The organism is Candidatus Fukatsuia symbiotica (assembly GCF_003122425.1).
Lineage (GTDB): Bacteria > Pseudomonadota > Gammaproteobacteria > Enterobacterales > Enterobacteriaceae > Fukatsuia > Fukatsuia symbiotica.
The window spans coordinates 89032-109851 of record NZ_CP021659.1 but is presented as its reverse complement, the minus strand read 5'-3'; the positions used below and the strand labels follow the sequence as shown (position 1 = coordinate 109851).

The window sequence follows — 20820 nt, the reverse complement described above, 5'->3', positions numbered from 1 at the left end:
TGATATGCTAATTCAGCTCGCGGCTGTATTGGCGGTGGGTAGTCAGGTACTTTGGGTAGACAGTGGATTACAAAAAGAACTGTTTCGCCAGTTACCGGCAGCCGTACAATCTCACATTCGTTTTAGTCACGATTGGAAGACGAGCAATATTCTTTTTGATGCAGTTATATTCCATGGTGATACTGAGCAACTACGTACACTGTGTGAACAAATATCACAACGAGATGGGCCTATTATTTCGGTACAAGGATTCACTCGGGGAGAAACCAATATTTTGCTAGAACGTTTGTTGATTGAACATACTCTCAGTGTTAATACGGCTGCAGCAGGCGGTAACGCGAGCTTGATGACTATCAATTAATGACTTTCGCCGACCCCGGTAGTTAGTGGAATTCTATAATAGAGGCTCTTCGGGGCCTTTATATCATTATGACAGTATAGACTGAATGTAAAATTTTACACTAATATATTGATATTAAAAATATTTATTAATAAAGGCAGCTCTGCCACAGTGTTCATTGTTATATAAGACCGCTATTAGTAAAAAGAGAAAATGATATATTGTATCGCTCGTTTTTCCTCATTATTCCGATAGCGATAAACTCCCCTTTTGTATTATTCATCCTCCTTCGGTATACCTCTTTCTGACTGATTTTCTATTGATAAGCAAATTTAATCATTGCTATTTAAGTTTTATTGATCTTAAACTAAATTGGATTTGGTCATTAATAAAATGGGGTAACCGTTCGATTAACCTTGTATCTTATGTAACATATAACAGTTTTTTAGGATAGATATCGGGGAGAAAATCAAATAACACATTGAAAAAATTATTAATTTAACAATTTAAAAAGAATATCATCTGCTATCTTTTTGAACTGGAGATGTCATGATAAATGCTGATTGTTTTTTACGTGTATTGGCACAGCACAATGTGAATTTTTATAGCGGTGTTCCTAATCCGTTACTAAGTGAGTTTTGTTTTGCTGTTTCCAATTATTCTAGTGAAATAATTCATCAGATTGCCTGTAATGATAAAGCTGCGATAGGCATGGCAATTGGTAGCTATCTAGCGACAGGCGATATCCCGGCCGTTTATCTGAAAAATTCAGGGCTGAGCAATATTATTAATCCGGTTTGTTCTCATGCCACCCCAGAAGTTTATGGTATACCGTTATTAATCATTATGGCTTGGCAGAGTGGATCCAATGATGTTGAGAAAAATGATACCACTGATGCTTCTCAAGATAAGGAGCTTACATTGGAGAGCCTCTCATTGTTAAAAAAATTACATATCCCCTATCAAATACTGGATGAATATGGCGATGACTGTGAAAAAAAAGTGGCATCATTATTAAGCATTGCTCATAATGAATGTAGACCTGTAGCTCTGTTGATTAAAAAAATATTTTCTCGGTAGATCACAATAAACAACAACATATTACATCGGCTAGTGTAATTAATTAGCTGATAATTAGCGCGATGACAAAAAACAGTGCTTGCACGATAATAATACAAGGGCCGGTTGCACCATCGATATAAAAACTGATCAACGTCCCCAACACACAGGAGGTTACTGAAACCAATATCGCGATCATCAACATTTTATCGAAACTGTGGCAAAGCATAAAAGCAATAATACCGGGTGCAATTAACATGGCTATCACCAATATCACGCCGACGGCTTGCAATGAAGCAACAATCGTTAACGCTAACAAACACAATAGACCATAATGAAGCAGTTTAACGGGTAATCCTATTACCTTTGCATAGTTGGGATCAAAGCAATACACCATAAAGTCTTTACGCTTCAACAACACGAGTAAAAAAGTAAAACAAGCGATCCACAGTGTTTGCTTGAATTCAGTGAGAGTAATCCCTAATATGTTGCCAAATAAAATATGGCTGAGGTGTTGATCGGTATCGATTTGTGAAAACAGTACAATACCCAAAGCAAACATGCCAGAGAACACAATCCCCATCACGGTATCTTCCTTGACTCGGCTATTGTCCTTTAAATAACCTGTTGCCACAGCACAGAAAATACCAGAGAAAAAAGCACCGATAGCCAGTGGAATACCGAGTAGAAACGCCAACACGATACCAGGTAATACCGCATGAGAAATAGCATCGCCCATTAATGACCAGCCTTTGAGCACTAAATAGCAAGAAAGTACCGCACAAACCACGCCAGTAACGATAGCTGTCAGCATTGCCCGTTGCATAAAAGGGTAGGAAAGCGGCTCACTAATAAAACCAAGCAGGGTATGCATTAGCTATCTCCTTGAGTAATAAAAGGTTGCTTTGTGCAATAACGCTTTGACAATAACCCATGTTTAGGGGCAAAGAAAAAAGCCAGTAAGAATAGCAATGTTTGCAATGTCACTATGACACCACCTGTTGCACCATCAAGATAAAAACTTAGATAGGCACCGAATGCACTGGTAAACGCCCCAATGATGATGGCAATGATCAGCAAGCGACTAAAACGATCAGTCAGCAAATAAGCTGTCGCACCCGGAGTCACCACCATTGCAATAACGAGTATCGCACCAACCGTTTGCAAAGCAGCCACTGTACAGGCGCTTAGCAATGTAAAAAATAACAGTTTCAAACGTAATGGGGATAAACCCAGTGACAACGCATGATTTTCATCAAAAAATACGACTAACAGATCTTTCCATTTTAGGCATAGGATAATAAAAGAAACCAAAGTAATGATTTCAACTTGTAGCACGTCTGCATCAGCAATGCCCAAAATGTTGCCCAAAATAATGGATTGAACATTGACTGAAGTGGGATTAAGAGAAACGATCAACAACCCGACGGCAAAAAATGTGGAAAAAATAAAACCAATAATCGCATCCTCACGTAGCCGTGTGATATGGCGGACCAACGTCATCGCCAATGCTGCTAACATTCCAGTAAAAAATGCGCCCGCAGCATAGGGCAGCCCTAGAACATAAGCACCCGCTACGCCAGGTACCACCGAGTGGGAAAGCGCGTCACCCATCAACGACCAGCCTTTGAGCATCAAGTAAGCAGAGAGAAAGGCACACACGCCCCCCACAATCATGCTGACCCAGATGGCTTTAACCATGTAATTGTAATTAAAAGGTTGTAATAAGAGTTCCAACATTAGGTGTGATCCCTCTTTTTCTGGCTCTGGGTTGGCGGATCATTTTTGCTATGACCATAAAACACAGCGGGACGTTCATCATCAGTGATCACGGTGATAGAACGCGCGTCATTATCATCATGTAGTGCAGAACCAGAAAGATTGATATGACGCAGCACACCCCCAAAGGTCATCTCCAGATTTTTTTGTGTGAAAGTGGTTCCCGTAGATCCGGCGGCCAATACTCTCTGATTAATTAAAATCACATGATCACAAAATTCTGGGACGCTGCCTAAATTATGAGTGGAAACCAAAATTAGATGTCCTTCATCACGTAAAGTGCGCAGTAAATCAATAATGGCATTTTCTGTTTTGACATCGACTCCGGTAAAAGGCTCGTCGAGTAATAATACGGATCCCTGCTGTGCCAAGGCGCGCGCCAGAAATACCCTTTTTTTCTGTCCTCCGGAAAGCTCACCAATTTGGCGACAACGCAACGCCGATAAATCGACTCGTTCAATCGCCTGAGCGACAATGGCATGATCACGAGAATTAGGAATACGCAAAAAATTCATTTTACCGTAGCGTCCCATCATCACGACATCTTCGATCAGTACAGGAAAGTTCCAGTCAACTTCTTCAGTTTGCGGGACGTAAGCAATGGTATTGTGTTTCAGTGCTTCCCTTATCGGCCTATTATTAAGCGTCACCATACCGGTAGTTGGCCTGACGAGCCCCATAATACTTTTAAATAGTGTCGATTTACCACTACCGTTTACCCCCACCAAAGCACAAATGGTGCCGCCATTTAAGGTAAAACTAGCATTATGGATAGCGGTATGTCCGTTGTTATAAGTAACAGAAACATCGTCAACCACTAACTTAGGACGGATAAATGCTTCATTACTCATTGACCAAATCCTTTTGCAATAGTCTCAACAGTGGTATTAAGCAAATCAATATAAGTGGGTACTACGCCTTTCTCATTTGAGAGTGAATCAACATATAACACACCACCATACTGCGCCCCAGTTTCTTTACTGACCTGTTTTGCCGGTTTATCAGAAATAGTGCTTTCGCTAAATACCACTGGAATGTTATGAGCACGAACAGCATCGATAACCTTACGCACTTGTTGCGGCGTACCTTGCTCTTCAGCGTTAATTGGCCATAAATAAATTTCTTCAAACTTGTAATCTTTTGCCAAATAACTAAAAGCACCTTCACTGGTGACTAACCAGCGTTGTTCCTCGGGGATACGTGATAAACGCGCACGTAATGGAGCATCTAATGCAGCAATCTTAGTGGCATAAATTTTAGCATTACGATTATAGGTCTCAGCATGAGTGGGATCATGTTCCACCAGCGCTTTACGGATATTTTCAATATAAATCAGTGCATTGAATGCTGACATCCAGGCGTGAGGATTAGGGTTCTCTCGATAAGAACCTTCACGGATCGGCAAAGGATCAATACCTGCGGTAACAACAGCGGAAGGAACCTGTTTAATATTCTCGAAAAAGGGTTCAAACCAACGCTCCAGTTTCATGCCATTCCATAAAATTAAATCGGCGGATTGAGCTTTAACGATATCACGAGGTGTCGGCTGATAACCGTGAATTTCAGCCCCGGGCTTGGTAATAGATTCTACGACAGCTGCATCACCAGCAACATTCTGTGCCATATCTTGAATAATAGTGAAGGTAGTGATGACTTTAAATTTATTTTCGGCATTGGCGACACGAGTCGTGAGCAAGAAGAACAACAATAAAATTAATGAAGTAAAACCATAAAAAAAAGTCTGTCGGATAATAGGCAGATAGGGTTTTCTGTAATGAATTAACATGGTAATACTGCCTTGTTTCAAATAAAAATAATTTAGCACCACGCGCAGTAGGCTATGCAAGAAGTCTGATTTATAAATGAGTCAGCTTAACTAATTAGATAACTGATGTTAAATAATAGGCATGACATAACCCTTAGATTTTGTAGTTTTATGTAAATTTATCTTGACATACAATACTTTTTCTCACTTTACTTGGGCGCTAGAACATGAATTGTTTTCTATGCAAAGCATCCTTCACTATCAGTATATTATTGCTGCTTGTTAGCTGCCAATATCCGATAAAAACAAAGATACATTCTCTCAATCCTCAAATACAAATTAACCAGCTTTCGGCATTAATCGCTAGCGGGATCTACATAAAAAAGAATTGTAATCGCCTGGATATTCCTGACGATACAATATTGATACAAACAGCATTACATCTAGCACAGCGACGCCATTGGGATACGCAAGTAGTCGAGTATCAGAAACTTACTGACACGAGTCAAGCGCGTTATCAACGCATTGCTCCAAGACAATACAACACACGCAAAAAAATGCGCACAGCTTAACCCACTGACTGAAAAATTTATTGCTGAAACCAAACGCCATAATAGACTTTTTGCAAAACCATAGTACTCGCCGTGTTTTGGTCAAATCATTCATCAAAAACGCGCTCAAAATGCTCATTAACTTCCTTTTGTTGTATGCAAAGGGTAAACCGCGCTTTTTCGCCCATTTTTTCCTCTTTTGAGCACAGTGAAAAAGATTTAGAGCAGGCGCTAAAAGTTATCTTCTTGTTCTTTGATATCTTGTGCGGGCAAGCTGTAACTGGCCAGGATAGCGGTGAGGACAACAAATAAGTGACCTTCAGAAAAATCAAGTAAAAATGAATTGAAAAAGTGGCCTACCACGTAACTACTGAATAATGCGATAAAAAGATTTCTGACCATAGTAGCTTGCTGCCAAGCGGCACAAAAAAAACATAGCATCCAGCCAAGAAAAAGAGCTAACCCTACTAACCCTGACTGAACGGTTTGTATTAAGTATTCATTATGTGGGTTATTAACACTGTAGCCTTCTGCAGGGATAGAATAAAAAAAACTTCCCGCACCATGACCAAATAGGGGAGCTTGCTTTATTAGCTGCAAAGATCTTAATGCAAATACGGTACGCAGCCCCATGGAACTATAACAAGAAGTACTCGAATTTTTATCCGTTGCTGTCATACATCTCTGGATCTCTTCTATACCTATTTTCACTCGATCACTGGCGTTATTAGGCACCATCACGAGAATACAACCTAAAACGAGTGCACCCATTGCTGTCCCCAACTTCTGACGGGGGATAACGACAAAAACATCCAGATAATAAAAGCAACTATCAAGGCGGCATAACCCGTTCGACCCTCGACCATAAAGAACACATTATAGATTGCTATACATACCAGAAGAGCATAACCACAACGTTTTATACCCTGATGGGTAAAAGCTTGTGCTAACCAGATAACTGCAGCTAAGGCCATAAAAAAATTTTGCGTAATGTGTAGCTTAAAAACGGTGGCATTGCTTGGAGAGCCACTACCTAAAGGAAGGTGAAAAATAGCTATCAGTAAACTAGCAACCAGTATGACAACATTAGCCAGTAAAAAACCTTTAATAAAATAGGTGATTAAAGAACGGGAAAGCAAGAAAAACAGTGCCAACGGCATGACATATAATAATTTTTTATACTTATTAACCATTTCTGAGCCATATGGATTTTGCTGGCTTAGCAGAGAAAATGCTAGCAGTAAAAACATGATGGCAGGCAGCCAAATCAGCGGATGTTGCGCTAACACTTTCATGTGGTGGCTATTAGATTTTAACAACACGCAGATCAATGCTAGAACAAGGGCAAAATTCACTAAAAAAGTGGAGGTAGGCAATGCAAGCCCTAATAAAAATGCTGCCATACAAGGCAGCATACCGAGATACCGAGTAGCAGCAGAATGGCAGTTGGTAAAGAAAGTGAAAGAGGTCATTCTTGTAACTCCAGCGACAGGACTACATGCCAAGCAAGCGGGTAAGGTGTTCCTTGAACATCGAACATCAATGTAAGCGCTGCGGCAACGATGAACATTGTACGCGATCGAATTCCGATTCAAGCTTATCAAAACGTTTTGTCGTTTCTTGTTTGAAATCAGTCAGTGATTCTTCTGCCTGCTCAAAGCGTTTATCGACTTGCTCGAAACGTACATCCATATCTCTGCGCACGCTGATTATTTGAGCATCAGTTTTTTCTGAGAACCTGTTCGAAATCTTTTGTGCTCGCCGTGTTTTAGTCAAGTAATTCGTCAAAAACGCACTCAACATGCTCATTTACTCTCTGTAAACTGCGCTTTTTCGCGCGTTTTTTCCTCGTCTGAGCGTCGCTCAAGAAGATTTGGAACAAGTTCTGAAACCTGCCTCCATATCTTTACGGACTGCGGCTATCTGTAAGTCAATTTTTTCGAGCCGAAAGCCAATATCATTATGTAAATCATTCAGATCACGCTTGGTCGTAACGTCTACCACTTCGTGAGATTGACACACAACGGAAAAAATTGCCCTAGCCTACTTTACAGACAAACCGGCTGTTTCAAGTATTTCGACAAATTCTTGCGTATAAAACGCCACCAATGCTATCTATACCGAATGAATTTCGAGTTACGGCAAGGCGGCAATCAATCGAATCCCAGGAGTGTACAGGTGGTACATGACTGGGATGAGTACGAGCCGCCAACGCCGCCGCAACTTGAAAGGCGAAGGGTATATACGTTATTTTAAGAATATCTTTAACTAGCATAAAGGTACTGAATCTTTACGTTATATGCAACTCCCGTCCGATAAACAAAGAAAATTCATCTGCTTTGGATTTCCTTCTACGTTGCCTTTTTTTACATCGATAATAATAACCACTTCGCTTAACGCCAAAATGTCACACAACTCCATTCGTGGATAATTCTCACCTCATTCATCAATCATATCTTACCGATTGCAGGAGTCAGACATATCGATCACCGAGACCTTAGAACCTGTTCCAAATCTTCTTGAACGACGCTCAGACGAGGAAAAAACGCGCGAAAAAGCGCAGTTTACAGAGAGTAAATGAGCATGTTGAGTGCGTTTTTGACGAATTACTTGACCAAAACACGGCGAGCACAAAAGATTTCGAACAAGTTCCTAAACCTAATGTAAACGAGTAGTCTGTCAAATCAAATTCTTATGTAATTGTAAGAGCAGACGATCCATACAACGATAGCTCAGCGCCTCTGCAAGATGATTTTTTTGAATATCATCTTGCTGTGCTAGATCAGCCAGCGTTCGCGCCACTTTTAAAATACGATGCCAAGCACGTACCGAAAGACCAAGGGTAAGTAGTGCGTGCTCGAGGAACTTGGCATCTTGTGGTGTCACACGACAAAACAGCGCAACTTCTCGACTCGTAAGCTGTGCATTTATTTTACCCGCTCGATCTAATTGACACTGTCTAGCCTGTAGTACACGCTGCTTGACTGTAATACTACTTTCCCCTTGATTTTTCTGCATTTGTAATAGACCGGCAGGCAATAGAGGAACTTCTATCGACAGATCAAATCTGTCTAAAAAAGGGCCAGAAATTTTTGATAAATAACGCAAAATCTGTTGTGGTTGTGCACGATGATGAACACCCTGATAATGACCGCTTGGGCTCGGATTCATAGCGGCGATGAGCTGTACTTTAGCAGGGAAACAGACCTTAGCCGTTGCCCGGGAGATGATAATCTCACCCGCTTCGAGTGGCTCACGCAATGCATCTAGCACTCGGCGTTCAAATTCAGGTAATTCATCAAGAAACAACACCCCGTTATGTGCCAGTGAAATTTCTCCTGGACGAGGCAAAGAGCCTCCTCCAACCAGTGCAGCTAAAGATGCACTATGATGTGGTGCTCGAAAAGGGCGCTTGTGCCACCGTGTTAAGTGATCATGAATGTGTAACAAACCAGTAATAGAGGCCGTCTCTAGTGCTTCTTCGTTGGTTAACGGTGGTAAAAGACTAGTAAGCCGGCTAGCCAACATTGTTTTTCCAGTGCCTGGGGGACCTAAAAGTAACAGGTTATGTCCGCCGGCAGCAGCAATTTCAAGTGCGCGTTTGGCCTGATACTGACCAATGACGTCTTGTAAATCAGCATGAGTATCCTGTCGATCTTCCAGTTCACTAATATTGCTTACCATCGGTCGCAGGTTTTTCTTCCCCTGTAAAAATCCACAGACCTCTAATAAATGTTCCAAGGCGAAGATATTTCCTTCGGGGATCAACGCCATTTCAGCACCATTGGCGACGGGTAGTATCAGCTGTCGCCCATTTTTCACACACGCAAGGGCTGTCGGTATGGTGCCATTAACGCAACGTAATGCTCCAGAAAGTGCTAACTCTCCAATAAATTCATAGTGGCATAATGTGTCGTTTGGGATCTGTTCTGAAGCCGCCAGTATTGCTATAGCGATAGGCAGATCATAACGCCCCCCTCTTTGGGTAGATCCGCCGGTGCCAGGCTGACAGTAATACGTTTACAGGGAAAGGAAAAACCGCTGTTAATAAGAGCACTACGCACCCGATCACGTGCTTCCTTTACTGTGGTCTCAGCCAACCCAACTAAAGCGAAGCTGGGTAACCCGTTACTAATATGTACTTCGACGGTAACCAGAGGAGCCTGTATCCCGAGGGTCGCACGGGTGTAAATAATCGCCAATGACATAATGCTCTCCCTTGTATAGCTGCGCAATTTAATTTTGATTGCCTAACGGATACATGGAGGAATAAATATACGGAGTGACTCATATTTGTGTGCTAATCAAAATTAAATCGTACAGCCATATACGCTCTATTCTGCCTCATCGCTACTTTTTGCGGACAAAAAGATAATGAGATTACGTGATGAATCGAAAAGTATTAATGTAACATCAGAAAACAGCTAAAAAAATGCGAGATACCACACAAAATATGATGATTTTTCGTAGGTACCCAAGAACCTGTCTCTTCACAGTCGTTGTGAACATACAGACCAACGGCGACTCTAACCGGATACTACAGCTAGCGACTCACAACACGATCGGTTAACATCCAACATCCTTTAATTACCTCATGGTTAAGTAATCCTTTTATGGTTCAAGTCGCGAAAAAAATACTGGTGACGTGCGCACTACCCTACGCTAACGGTTCTATTCATCTCGGTCATATGCTCGAGCACATCCAAGCAGATATCTGGGTTCGTTACCAGCGAATGCGTGGTCACCACGTTTATTTTATCTGTGCTGATGATGCCCACGGCACACCTATCATGTTGAAAGCACAGCAGTTGGGTGTAACGCCGGAACAAATGATTGCTGAAATCAACCAAGAACACCAACAGGATTTTGCCGGATTTGCCATCAGTTATGACAATTATCACTCCACGCATAGCGAGGAAAGTCGGGAGTTATCAAGCCTGATTTATCGCCGTCTGAAAGATAACGGTTATATCAAGAATCGTACTATCTCACAGTTATACGATGCGCAAGAAGGCATGTTCCTGCCTGATCGCTTTGTAAAAGGGACCTGCCCAAAATGTAAATCGCCAAATCAATATGGTGATAATTGCGAGAGTTGTGGCGCCACTTACAACCCGACTGAGCTGATCGATCCAAAATCCGTTGTTTCCGATACAGTACCAATCATGCGTGAATCTGAACATTTTTTCTTCGATTTGCCTGCTTTCAGTGACATGCTACAAGCTTGGATTCGTTCTGGTACGTTACAGGAACAAGTCGCCAATAAAATGCAAGAGTGGTTTGAATCTGGTCTGCAGCAGTGGGATATAACTCGTGACGCACCCTATTTTGGTTTTGAAGTGCCAGATACACCGGGTAAATATTTCTACGTTTGGTTAGATGCACCCATCGGTTATATGAGCGCATTTAAAAACCTCTGTGATAAGCGCCATGATCTGGATTTTGATGAGTTCTGGCATGAAGACTCAACCACTGATTTATATCACTTTATCGGCAAAGACATTGTTTATTTCCATAGTTTATTTTGGCCGGCAATGTTACAAGGCAGTCGTTTCCGTAAGCCGACTAACCTGTTTGTGCATGGTTATGTCACGGTTAATGGCGAAAAAATGTCCAAATCCCGAGGTACTTTTATTAAAGCCAGTACCTATCTAGCTTATTTAGATGCTGATTGTCTACGTTATTACTATGCGGCGAAGTTATCTTCCTCTATTGAGGATATTGATCTAAATCTAGAAGATTTCGTGCAACGAGTTAATACAGATGTCGTCAATAAAGTAGTCAATTTAGCTGCACGTAATGCCAGTTTTATCAATAAAACATTTGCTGGCAAATTAGCCGATCATCTGGCTGAGCCTAATCTATATAAAACTTTTATAAATTCATCTTTAATTATTGCAGAAGCATATAATAGCCGAGAAAATGGTAAAGCTATACGTAAGATTATGGAACTGGCTGATTCGGCTAATCGTTACGTAGACAAGCAGGCTCCTTGGGTGATTGCAAAAGAGGCCGATCGTGCTAGCGAGCTACAAGCCGTCTGTTCAATGGGGATCAACCTGTTTCGCATATTGATGACTTATCTTAAACCGGTCATGCCAGCCTTAATAACACGCAGTGAAGCCTTTTTAAATATTGAATTGACTTGGAATAATATAGAAAAGCCACTATTAAACCATAAAATTAATGGTTTCCACGCACTGTTTAACCGTATCGATTTAGATAAAATTGACCAACTGGTTAGTGCATCGAAAGAAAACCTCAAAAAATGAGATGATCGGGAGGTTTCACAATAGACTTCTTGCAAAACCGTCATTTGTTATGTGAAGTCAAGGCATCAGAGCACAGCAACCCTCGTTAACATGCGATACATGAGGATTGCGAGCACCGCGTAACGCCGAATTCACGCCACGTAGTAGGTTATGCAAGAAGTCTAATAAATCTATTCTTTCATTTACTTGATCGCTGTGGAACGCAGCGATCCAATAACCTCTGAGAGTCAAGCTGATGGTACATGAATACGACAGTAAACGCCCGCTATACATTCCCTACGCCGGCTCGATCCTACTGGAATTTCCGTTGTTGAATAAAGGCAGTGCCTTTACCGAAGATGAGCGCAATCATTTTAATCTTCATGGTTTGCTTCCCGAAAAAGTAGAAACGATCGAAGAACAAGTTGCACGTGCTTATCAGCAATATCAAGAATTTAAAAACGACGATGATAAGCATATCTATTTACGGAATATTCAGGACACTAACGAAACACTCTTTTATCGCCTATTGAATGCTCACCTCAGTGAGATGATGCCGATTATCTATACTCCGACTGTTGGTAAAGCCTGCCAAAATTTTTCGGCTATCTATAGACGCGCACGTGGGTTGTTTATCTCTTATCCAAATCGTGATCGTATTGATGATATGTTACAAAATGCGACGAAACAAAAGGTTAAGGTGATAGTCGTCACTGACGGCGAGCGTATTCTTGGCTTGGGTGACCAAGGAATCGGTGGCATGGGGATCCCTATCGGCAAACTTTCGCTCTATACTGCCTGCGCAGGTATAAGCCCTGCTTACACTTTGCCGGTAGTGCTCGATGTTGGCACTAACAATCAAGATTGTTTACAAGATCCACTGTATATGGGCTGGAAACATCCGCGTATTCGTGGTGATGAATATAATGCTTTTGTTGATGCGTTTATTCAGGCAGTAAAACGCCGCTGGCCTAAAGTATTGTTACAGTTTGAAGATTTTGCCCAAGAGAACGCTACCCCTCTATTAAATAGCTATCGTGATAAACTATGCTGCTTTAACGATGATATTCAGGGCACAGCTGCAGTCACTCTTGGTAGCCTGATTGCTGCGAGTCAGGCAGTGGGTATCAGATTGTGCGATCAAACTGTCACTTTCCTCGGTGCGGGCTCCGCAGGTTGTGGTATTGCTGAACAGATTGTCGCACAGATGGTATTAGAAGGCTTAAGTGAAATGAAAGCGCGTGCACGTGTCTTCATGGTAGACCACGCAGGCTTATTGACGGACAAGCTGTCTGATGTGCGGGATTTTCAACGTAAACTGGTACAAAAAAGCGATAATTTACACGGCTGGGGCCCGCAAACCGAAACTATTTCTTTATTAGATGTGGTACGCCACGCCAAACCTACCGTATTGATTGGTGTCTCCGGTCAGCCGGGGTTATTTAACGAAGAACTTATCCGCGAGATGTACCGTCATTGTCAACACCCTATCATTATGCCGCTATCCAACCCAACCTCTCGTATCGAAGCTCGACCTGAAGATATTATTACCTGGACAGAGGGTAACGCACTCGTTGCCACCGGTAGCCCATTCCCTCCAGTCTACTATAAAGGACAGATTTATCCTGTTGCTCAATGTAATAATGCTTATATTTTTCCAGGAATTGGGCTTGGTGTACTGGCATCAAAAGCGAGCAAAATTACTGATGGCATGTTAATGGCTGCCAGCCGTGCTTTAGCTCAGTGTTCACCATTGGCGAGCACAGGAGAAGGGGCACTACTACCAAACATTGATAATATTCAGGAAGTATCAAAACATATTGCACTAGAAGTAGCTAAAGTAGCACAATCAGAAGGCGTTGCGACAATAAACGCACCAGAAGCTTTGACCGAATCTATCGAAGGCAACTGCTGGCAAGCACAATACCGTACATACAAACGGACATCATTTTGATAACATCAGGATCATACACATCACTCGCTACGGTTTTGAAAGAGGTCTAATACACGAAGGCTTATAATGTGGAAACGCTTAATAATTAGTCTGCTAGTCATGATTGGGTTTTTAACGGTATTGGCGATTGTGTTTGACCGTTGGATAAGCTGGAAAACAGCGCCTTATATCTACGAAGAAGTACAACTACTACCACATCGAGAGGTGGGTGTAGTATTGGGCACCGCAAAATATTACCGCATCGGAGTGATTAACCAATTTTACCGGTATCGTATGCAAGGGGCGTTAAATGCTTACAACAGTGGGAAAGTAAGCTACTTACTGCTCAGCGGTGATAACGCACAAAAAAACTACAACGAACCACGAACCATGCGTCGTGATCTCATCAAAGCTGGGGTTGCCCCAGCCGATATCGTACTGGATTATGCCGGATTTCGGACATTAGATTCTATTGTGCGAACACACAAAGTATTTGATACTAATGATTTTATTATTATTACACAGCGTTTTCATTGCGAACGAGCGCTATTTATTGCGCTTCATATGGGTATTCAAGCGCAATGTTATGCTACCCCTTCCCCTAAAAACCTGCTTTCAGTCAGGGTGCGTGAAACGTTTGCCCGTCTGGCTACCTTTACTGATCTCTATATTTTCAAGCGAGAGCCACGTTTTCTCGGCCCAACCATCCCAATACCGACAGTACATATTATTCCCAGTGACGCTCAAGGATATCCAGCAGTATCTCCTGAGCAATTAGTCGAATTAGAGAATGAATTGGCAGCAGAAAAGCAAAAAAATCATTAGATTTCTTGCAAAACCGTAGTTCGTTATACGAAACAAAAGCACCTGGAACACAGCAAGCAAAATGTAGATGCAGTGCAAAAATGATTTCAATCAGCGGAGGGGGTGAACTACATCACCAATCACTGACTGTCGATTTTCCTACATCCTTTAGAAGGCGCACCAACGCTATTAACTAATAATCGCAGTAAACAGCCAGCCACTTTAACAAGTAGGTGAATCCAGAAGGGGGGTATTTGGAAAGACCTTTATTTTGTATTTTTTTCTCTCAACCCATACTGCAACATCGAATTTTAATTTGGCAACATCAACACCCACTTATAGCAGGCGCCGTATAAGTTGATTATAAAAATTAGCAATAACATATTGATATTAAATAATATTTATTAACAAAAGTGATCACGTTACATGGCGCCTGCTATATGATTTATTGGGATCGACAGAAGGTGTTGACAGTAATTTAAACCTGTTAATTTCACCTCTACTCCCTGTCGATCGTTCAATAAAATTTTAGCTCAGTTTAGTTGGGTATTTCTTTTTGCGTAGGTCGCTAATAACGATTAAGGCTGCATTTTTTCGTCATATAACCACTGTGCCGCTTGTTTTGCGAAATAGGTTAGCACGCCATCCGCACCGGCGCGTTTAAAACATAGCAATGATTCCATGATAGTTGGTTTCTCCTGCAACCAATGGTTTGCAATTGCTGCCTTATGCATGGCATATTCCCCGGAAACTTGGTAGGCAAACGTTGGCACTTTAAAGGTATCTTTAACGCGTCGCACTACATCCAGATAAGGCATACCCGGTTTAACCATCACCATATCGGCACCTTCTTGCAGATCCTGAGCGATTTCATGCAATGCTTCGTCGCTGTTAGCAGGATCCATCTGATAGGTTCTTTTATCCCCAGCTTGTAGATTCTTACTTGAACCAATAGCATCGCGAAAAGGACCATAATAACAGGAAGCATATTTCGCTGAATACGCCATAATCTGCATATTAACCCAATTTTGAGCTTCTAATTGGTTACGAATAGCAGCAATACGCCCATCCATCATATCACTGGGCGCCACAATATCGGCTCCGGCCTCAGCATGAGAAAGTACCTGAAGTACCAGTATTTTTTTACTTTCGTCATTTACTACATAGTCATGCTTATCAATCACGCCATCTTGACCATGAGTTGTATAGGGATCCAGCGCCACATCAGTTAAAATTCCTAACTCCGGGAACGCTTTTTTAAGTTCACGAATAGTGCGTTGTATTAATCCTCTTGGATTATAAGCTTCTTTCGCTTCTAGAGATTTCAGATTCGTTTCAATCATTGGAAAGAGAGCAATAATAGGAACATCCAATCTGGCAATAGTTTCCGCTTCTTTTAACAGTCGATCGATGGTCATGCGCGATACATCCGGCATAGAAGAAACGGCTTGTTGGCGATTAACACCTTCCATGACAAAGACTGGATAAATAAGGTCATTTACCGTCAGTTGATTTTCAGCCATCAAACGACGGCTAAAATCATAACGCCGTATACGTCGCATACGGCGGCCAGGAAAAAGGCCAGGGAATACATCACTCATTTTTCTCTCCCCACTTATTAAACTCGGCAAGTAGCGTTATCAGTCAGAATTTACGCAAGCTTTAACCTGCTGTAGTAGCTCAAACTCGACCTGAAAATTACTGGTTATATATACAGTTTCCTGTCAGATTAGATCTGGATCAAGTTCTTTTCTACCCAGACCTGTTTTCCATCATGAAGTGTGTCCATCGGCGTACATAATGACTTCCAAAACATGTTGGCAAAATTTCAATGGATAAACCATGCTTGCATGGTACATCAATTTATGTAATTAAGAGACTTAATTTTGATTAGCACACAAATATTAGCCACTCCGTAGATTTGCTCCTCAATGTATCCGTTAGGCGATCAAAATTAAATTGCGCATCTATAGCGAAGAAAGAAAAGAAAGTGATATAGCTATGCGTTTTAATTTTAATTACAACGTAAAAAAATAATCCAAACGAGCTAAAGATGAGTTATAGCAGGGGCCGTATAATTTGATTATGAAAATTAGAAATAACATATTGATATTAATTAATATTTATTAACAAAAGTGATCACGTTACATGGCACCTGCTATATTCAGTTGATTTTCGGCGTAAAGTCCTCAGTGTTCGAGAGCAGGAAAAATCGTTGGTTTATCTTGACGAAAGCGGTTTTGCAAAAAATATGCCACGAACTCACGGGTATGCGACACGAGGTCAACGCTGTTTTGGCGTTCAAGTATGACGGCGAGTTGCTTCAATGACTGCACTCACATTTACATCTATCAAATAGACTATAAAATCATCAGGATGAATCGCTTTTAAGCTGTATCTTAGAATTCTTTATTTGGAAAATCTCTAAGATTAAAAGTCACGATAGCATCTGCATCAGTTTGGACGGCTGCGGAGACAACATGACGATCATCTTTGCCTGGTAAATGTATTCGTCAAAAAATGAATCGTTCATTAATTAATGCCTATTATCCATTTCCCAATAATTATCGGAAAATGTCAGTAATATTTGAGACAATATTTTATGCGTGAAAGAGAAGAGGTTTATAGAAATTAACGTAAACGCCTGATGATAACGTTATGTTTTTATTATTTCATGTTCTTACTGTTTAATTCGCAGGTTTTTAGATAGTGTCGTCATGAAATATTGAGCCATAGAGCAATGCATAGTATTTGTACAGCAGCCAAAAACGAGGTGTTATTCTTTGCATAACGCGTGGCAATACCCTGCCGGTGCCTGAGATGTAGAAAAGCATTCTCCACAAGATGTCGATGTTTGTAGAGGTCCTTGCCATATTCACGTCGCATCTTCCGATTCTTTTTGGGCGGGATAACCACTTCCATACCGACTTATTTTGCTTGTTTAATCACGTTATTACTGTCAGAGCCCTTGTCAGCCAACAGATATTCCGCTGTCATGCCCTCAATTAAATCCATAGCCTTCGTGCAATCTGCTTCGATACCTGTAACCGCTCTGACCGGCATACCATGCGCATCCATGGCCAAGTGTATCTTACTGTTGAGCCCCCTTTTGTGAGCCCCTATCTTGATTGCCTCCTTTTGCGCCTGCTGCGTGAGGGTGAACTTGACTATGAGTGACATCGAGCATCAGCCATTCAAACACGAGTTTCGCACTGTACTAAATGATGGTAAAAGGAGAGTAGGAAAAAAGATAAGAATGGTAATGAGATGTCAGACTATCCCTGTACGAAAGACCTTTATAAAGCATTTTTACAAGCGAGTAGTGTCAGATATTCTGGTCTAGCGTTGTCAGAAGTGAGCCCGTCGAGGGTATCGCATGATAGCGTAAGCCGGTGGTTAAAGAGCCGGTGTTTTCGTCCGAAAGAGTTGTGGCAACTTGTCGCCCCTCGATAGACCGGGAAGCACCTTGTTTTCTGATTGCGGATGATAGAGTGCTAGCCAAAAAACGGAGTAAGAAGATAGAGCGAGTTCATTATCACTATTCTGGTAATGAACATGATGTGATAGCCGGTATTGGTTTGGTTAATCTGTTGTGGCAGGGTCTTGAAAAGGGAGAGTCAGTGCCTATTGACTACCGAATTGACGACAAAGAGACCGACGGAAAAACAAAAAACTCGCATTTTTGCGACATGCTCAAACTGGCAAAAGCGAGGGGTATAGCCCCTGAAGCGGTGGTAATGGATGCGTGGTATTCGGTATTCAAGTTTAGATAATCTCAACGCCATTCGTTCTCCTGGCTGGATTGGGGTCACCACCTTGAGAAAGAACCGGATAGTTAATCGCAACGTCACATTAGCCTCACTTGATATTCCAGAAGAAGGGCTTTCAGTACACCTGCGGGGCGATGGTTGGGTGACAGTCTTCAAGTTTGTGACCAAACACGGTCGCATTGATTATGTTGCAACGAACAAAGAGAACCCCACCCGGGAACAGATGAAGGCTGTCACCGAGGCCCGTTGGTCTGTTGAAGTTTATCATCGGGAAATCAAACAAACTTGTGGTATAGAACGCTGTCAGGCCCGCACGGGCCGGGCGCAAAGAAATCATATTTTTCTAGCCATGGCTGCCTGGTTTGAACAACATAAACGCCGTCTGTCCGAAAAAATAACCCTTTACCAACAAAATTGGGCTGTCATTAAAAACGCTATTACTACACACATCAGAGCACTATTGGCTGCACCAGGTTAGATTCGTGCGAAACTCGTGTCAAACTTGGCATTGCCTAAGAAAAAGACAAAGAAAAATCCCTTAACAAAAGAAGATAAACGCAACAATCGTGAGTTATCAAGCCTGCGTGTATTAAACGAAAATGTCATTGGTATGATTAAACGATTTAAAATCGTATCAGATCGTTATCGAAACAGGCGAAAACGTTTTGGATTACGATTTAATCTGATTGCTGCAATTTATAATATGGAAATTAGATAAATGATAGTTCCCGAAGAGGTCTAGTGTATCCGCTCCAACTGCAGGCAGCCAGCAAAATGCATTTAATGATGTACCCCCCCCCCCCCCCCCAATAATTAGTACCAGCAATACGATGTTACAACCCACAGAAAATACGCAACCACAGAACAACCCAGAGAGCTTGGCGAGGTTGTCATTTCAATCGTTTCTAGGGAGAGAAACAACAGATGCCGCTAGTCTTAGCATTAAATTAAACGAGGTGCTAAATAAAATTCCAAAAAATGGGTTTTTGAGCGCGGGTGTCAATGGAGAAGTATTCGAGCTTTGCAAAGAAAAAATACAAGAATCACCACTTAATCTAAAAAGTAGTGGGGAATTAATTACATATCTCATGACGAATGGAATAGATGTTAATGATACATTCACTACCGCCGTTTTTCTTATCGCAAATAACCTTGATTTCGTCTTACAAAATACTAAAGATGAAATAAGTAAAAATATTGCAACATACCTAGATAACATTGGATTAAATCTCCCAGAGGAGAGTGTCTCTTTAGTGAACCATATAATGATTGCCTTCTTTTATAAAGAGAATATGCTAAAACAGGTCACGCCGGAAAAATATCTTTCAGCATATGAAGAAGCTCGTGATCGAGGAAATATAACGCAGGAAACATATGCCATTGAGACCGAGGGCCTATCTCTCTTGAAGCAAGGTATTCCCTTCAAAGAAGTTGCTACCAGGCTTGAGATAAAAGAGTCTGACATGGCAGAATACTTCCGTAAGAAGATGCTATTGATATAGAAGAGGCTCACTCTCTTTATGCTTAATACTTACTTAGCGTGATGGCAAGATTCGTTATAGCAGAACGATTCTATTTTGATTACACCATAAAGATGAGCAGTGCCGTATATGGATACCGAATGGTATCCATTATGTAATCAAAATTACACCGTACCGCTATATCATCTTTCTGGGTTTATTTTGTACATCGATGAATAAAGTCGCTGTAATCAATTGAATTGATTACAATAATTTTTGTAGAAAGGTGAGGGATTTGTGACTAAGAGACAGACACCCTACAACGCCTTGATGTGATGATGTAAAGAAAAAAGGACGTAAGATCAGCTCATGGTTGAAGTCACATGATACGCAGTCCTTGAAACAAGGAGTAAGCAATTAGTTTAAATGATTAACCATCAAGAAAAATTAACGAGGAAAATGATTGTTGTTTTGATTACCCTTAATGAGCGATAACAAACTCGTCTATATCCAATAACATCAATCTAAACTATAAGGTAATCAAATGAAACATATAAATATTTTCTTAAAAATATTACCCATTCTATTACTGCCAACACTTGTTTGGGCTTCTGGAAAATATCCTTCATCCCCTGAGGATTGTAATCGTTGGTGGGAGCCTCAAACTCCTTTCATGCCCAGTCCACCTAAAATATGCACTGAGAAAAAACCTGCCGTACAGCAAACTACACCTTCTGAGCCAAAAAAAGATGAAATCAACAACTAGAGACCCACTCCTCCCTTATGGTGGAGAACGGGGTTAGTGTTACTGGCTACAAAGGAACCCGGTTAACCTCCTTTCGGTTGATCCATCCTACTCATCATTGACTGTTCTACAAGGTTTACACGTAAAAAACCACGTCTAGCGTGATGTGTGCCTTTGTAGATATTCGGAGTTCCAATCCCTGCTGCCAATTTTACGGCTATGGGCGGGATAATCCCAAATATCTTTTTCGTCAAATGCAAAAACAAAAACCCCGACAGCGAAGGTCAGGGTTTTACGGTTGTTCGTTATCAATACATAGACACGGCAGGGTACCCTGCAATCATTGCTCATTTGCTCTTTTCA

Annotated in this window: 13 protein-coding genes and 6 pseudogenes; 9 read left to right on the top strand and 10 right to left on the bottom strand. The window is 41.4% G+C overall.

Going from position 1 to position 20820, the window contains the following annotated elements; all coding sequences use genetic code 11:
• The first annotated feature begins 889 nt into the window (after positions 1–889).
• Complete coding sequence (locus CCS41_RS00530) at positions 890–1420, top strand: thiamine pyrophosphate-binding protein (protein WP_072549874.1); 531 nt, start codon at positions 890–892, stop codon at positions 1418–1420.
• Positions 1421–1463: 43 nt separating this feature from the next.
• Here the strand turns inward: CCS41_RS00530 and CCS41_RS00525 are convergent, their stop codons facing one another.
• Genes CCS41_RS00525 through CCS41_RS00510 form a run of 4 tightly spaced genes read right to left on the bottom strand, consistent with a single transcriptional unit; the run spans position 1464 to position 4964 of the window.
• The gene (locus CCS41_RS00525) at positions 1464–2273 is read right to left on the bottom strand and encodes a metal ABC transporter permease (protein WP_072549873.1); all 810 of its coding nucleotides are present in this window, start codon (positions 2271–2273) and stop codon (positions 1464–1466) included.
• Positions 2273–3139 carry an iron/manganese ABC transporter permease subunit YfeC gene (yfeC, locus tag CCS41_RS00520; RefSeq protein WP_072549872.1) on the bottom strand — a complete coding sequence of 289 codons (867 nt, stop codon included), beginning with the start codon at positions 3137–3139 and terminating at the stop codon, positions 2273–2275. Before yfeC ends, CCS41_RS00525 begins: the two co-directional genes overlap by 1 nt.
• A complete protein-coding gene (locus tag CCS41_RS00515; protein WP_072549871.1) occupies positions 3139–4029 on the bottom strand; it encodes a manganese/iron ABC transporter ATP-binding protein in 891 nt (296 codons plus the stop codon). Before CCS41_RS00515 ends, yfeC begins: the two co-directional genes overlap by 1 nt.
• On the bottom strand, positions 4026–4964 hold the full coding sequence (locus CCS41_RS00510; protein ID WP_072549870.1) for a metal ABC transporter substrate-binding protein: 939 nt from the start codon (positions 4962–4964) through the stop codon (positions 4026–4028). The genes CCS41_RS00515 and CCS41_RS00510 overlap by 4 nt, the downstream gene beginning before the upstream one ends.
• 206 nt (positions 4965–5170) lie before the next feature.
• Between CCS41_RS00510 and gspS the strand changes: the two genes are divergently transcribed.
• On the top strand, positions 5171–5515 hold the full coding sequence (gene gspS / locus CCS41_RS00505; RefSeq protein ID WP_083429574.1) for a type II secretion system pilot lipoprotein GspS: 345 nt from the start codon (positions 5171–5173) through the stop codon (positions 5513–5515).
• A gap of 210 nt (positions 5516–5725) precedes the next feature.
• On the opposite strand, the pseudogene CCS41_RS00500 reads toward gspS, so the two are convergent.
• The 3 genes and pseudogenes from CCS41_RS00500 to CCS41_RS00485 form a co-directional block, all read right to left on the bottom strand.
• Positions 5726–6966 (bottom strand): annotated as a pseudogene (locus CCS41_RS00500) (O-antigen ligase family protein).
• Between the two features lie 67 nt (positions 6967–7033).
• A complete protein-coding gene (locus tag CCS41_RS00495) occupies positions 7034–7303 on the bottom strand; it encodes a hypothetical protein (RefSeq protein WP_072549868.1) in 270 nt (89 codons plus the stop codon).
• A gap of 870 nt (positions 7304–8173) precedes the next feature.
• Positions 8174–9702 (bottom strand): annotated as a pseudogene (locus CCS41_RS00485) (YifB family Mg chelatase-like AAA ATPase).
• Between the two features lie 405 nt (positions 9703–10107).
• On the opposite strand from CCS41_RS00485, the pseudogene metG reads away from it, so the two are divergent.
• The 3 genes and pseudogenes from metG to sanA form a co-directional block, all read left to right on the top strand.
• A pseudogene (metG, locus tag CCS41_RS00480) lies at positions 10108–11757 on the top strand (methionine--tRNA ligase); the annotation flags it as partial.
• Between the two features lie 244 nt (positions 11758–12001).
• Positions 12002–13699, top strand: coding sequence for an NAD-dependent malic enzyme (locus tag CCS41_RS00475; protein WP_072549864.1), 1698 nt, complete (start codon positions 12002–12004; stop codon positions 13697–13699).
• Between the two features lie 66 nt (positions 13700–13765).
• On the top strand, positions 13766–14503 hold the full coding sequence (gene sanA, locus CCS41_RS00470; RefSeq protein ID WP_072549863.1) for an outer membrane permeability protein SanA: 738 nt from the start codon (positions 13766–13768) through the stop codon (positions 14501–14503).
• 557 nt (positions 14504–15060) lie between these two features.
• Here the strand turns inward: sanA and hemB are convergent.
• Together hemB and CCS41_RS16210 are read right to left on the bottom strand one after the other, a co-directional pair.
• Positions 15061–16083: a porphobilinogen synthase gene (gene hemB, locus CCS41_RS00465; RefSeq protein WP_072549862.1), complete on the bottom strand. Its 1023-nt coding sequence runs from the start codon at positions 16081–16083 to the stop codon at positions 15061–15063.
• A 1114-nt stretch (positions 16084–17197) separates the two neighbouring features.
• A pseudogene (locus tag CCS41_RS16210) lies at positions 17198–17681 on the bottom strand (IS5 family transposase); the annotation flags it as partial.
• A 68-nt stretch (positions 17682–17749) separates the two neighbouring features.
• Between CCS41_RS16210 and CCS41_RS17485 the strand changes: the two are divergent.
• The 4 genes and pseudogenes from CCS41_RS17485 (at position 17750) to CCS41_RS00435 (ending at position 20478) form a co-directional block, all read left to right on the top strand.
• Positions 17750–18730: pseudogene (locus tag CCS41_RS17485) on the top strand (IS701 family transposase).
• Positions 18731–18739: 9 nt separating this feature from the next.
• A pseudogene (locus tag CCS41_RS00445) lies at positions 18740–18970 on the top strand (transposase family protein); the annotation flags it as partial.
• 112 nt (positions 18971–19082) lie between these two features.
• Positions 19083–19754, top strand: coding sequence for a hypothetical protein (locus CCS41_RS00440; RefSeq protein WP_119797016.1), 672 nt, complete (start codon positions 19083–19085; stop codon positions 19752–19754).
• Between the two features lie 502 nt (positions 19755–20256).
• Positions 20257–20478, top strand: a complete 222-nt coding sequence (locus CCS41_RS00435; RefSeq protein ID WP_119797015.1) for a hypothetical protein — start codon at positions 20257–20259, stop codon at positions 20476–20478.
• A gap of 135 nt (positions 20479–20613) precedes the next feature.
• Here the strand turns inward: CCS41_RS00435 and CCS41_RS15860 are convergent, their stop codons facing one another.
• A complete protein-coding gene (locus CCS41_RS15860; protein ID WP_119797014.1) occupies positions 20614–20808 on the bottom strand; it encodes a hypothetical protein in 195 nt (64 codons plus the stop codon).
• Between the last annotated feature and the right edge of the window lie 12 nt (positions 20809–20820).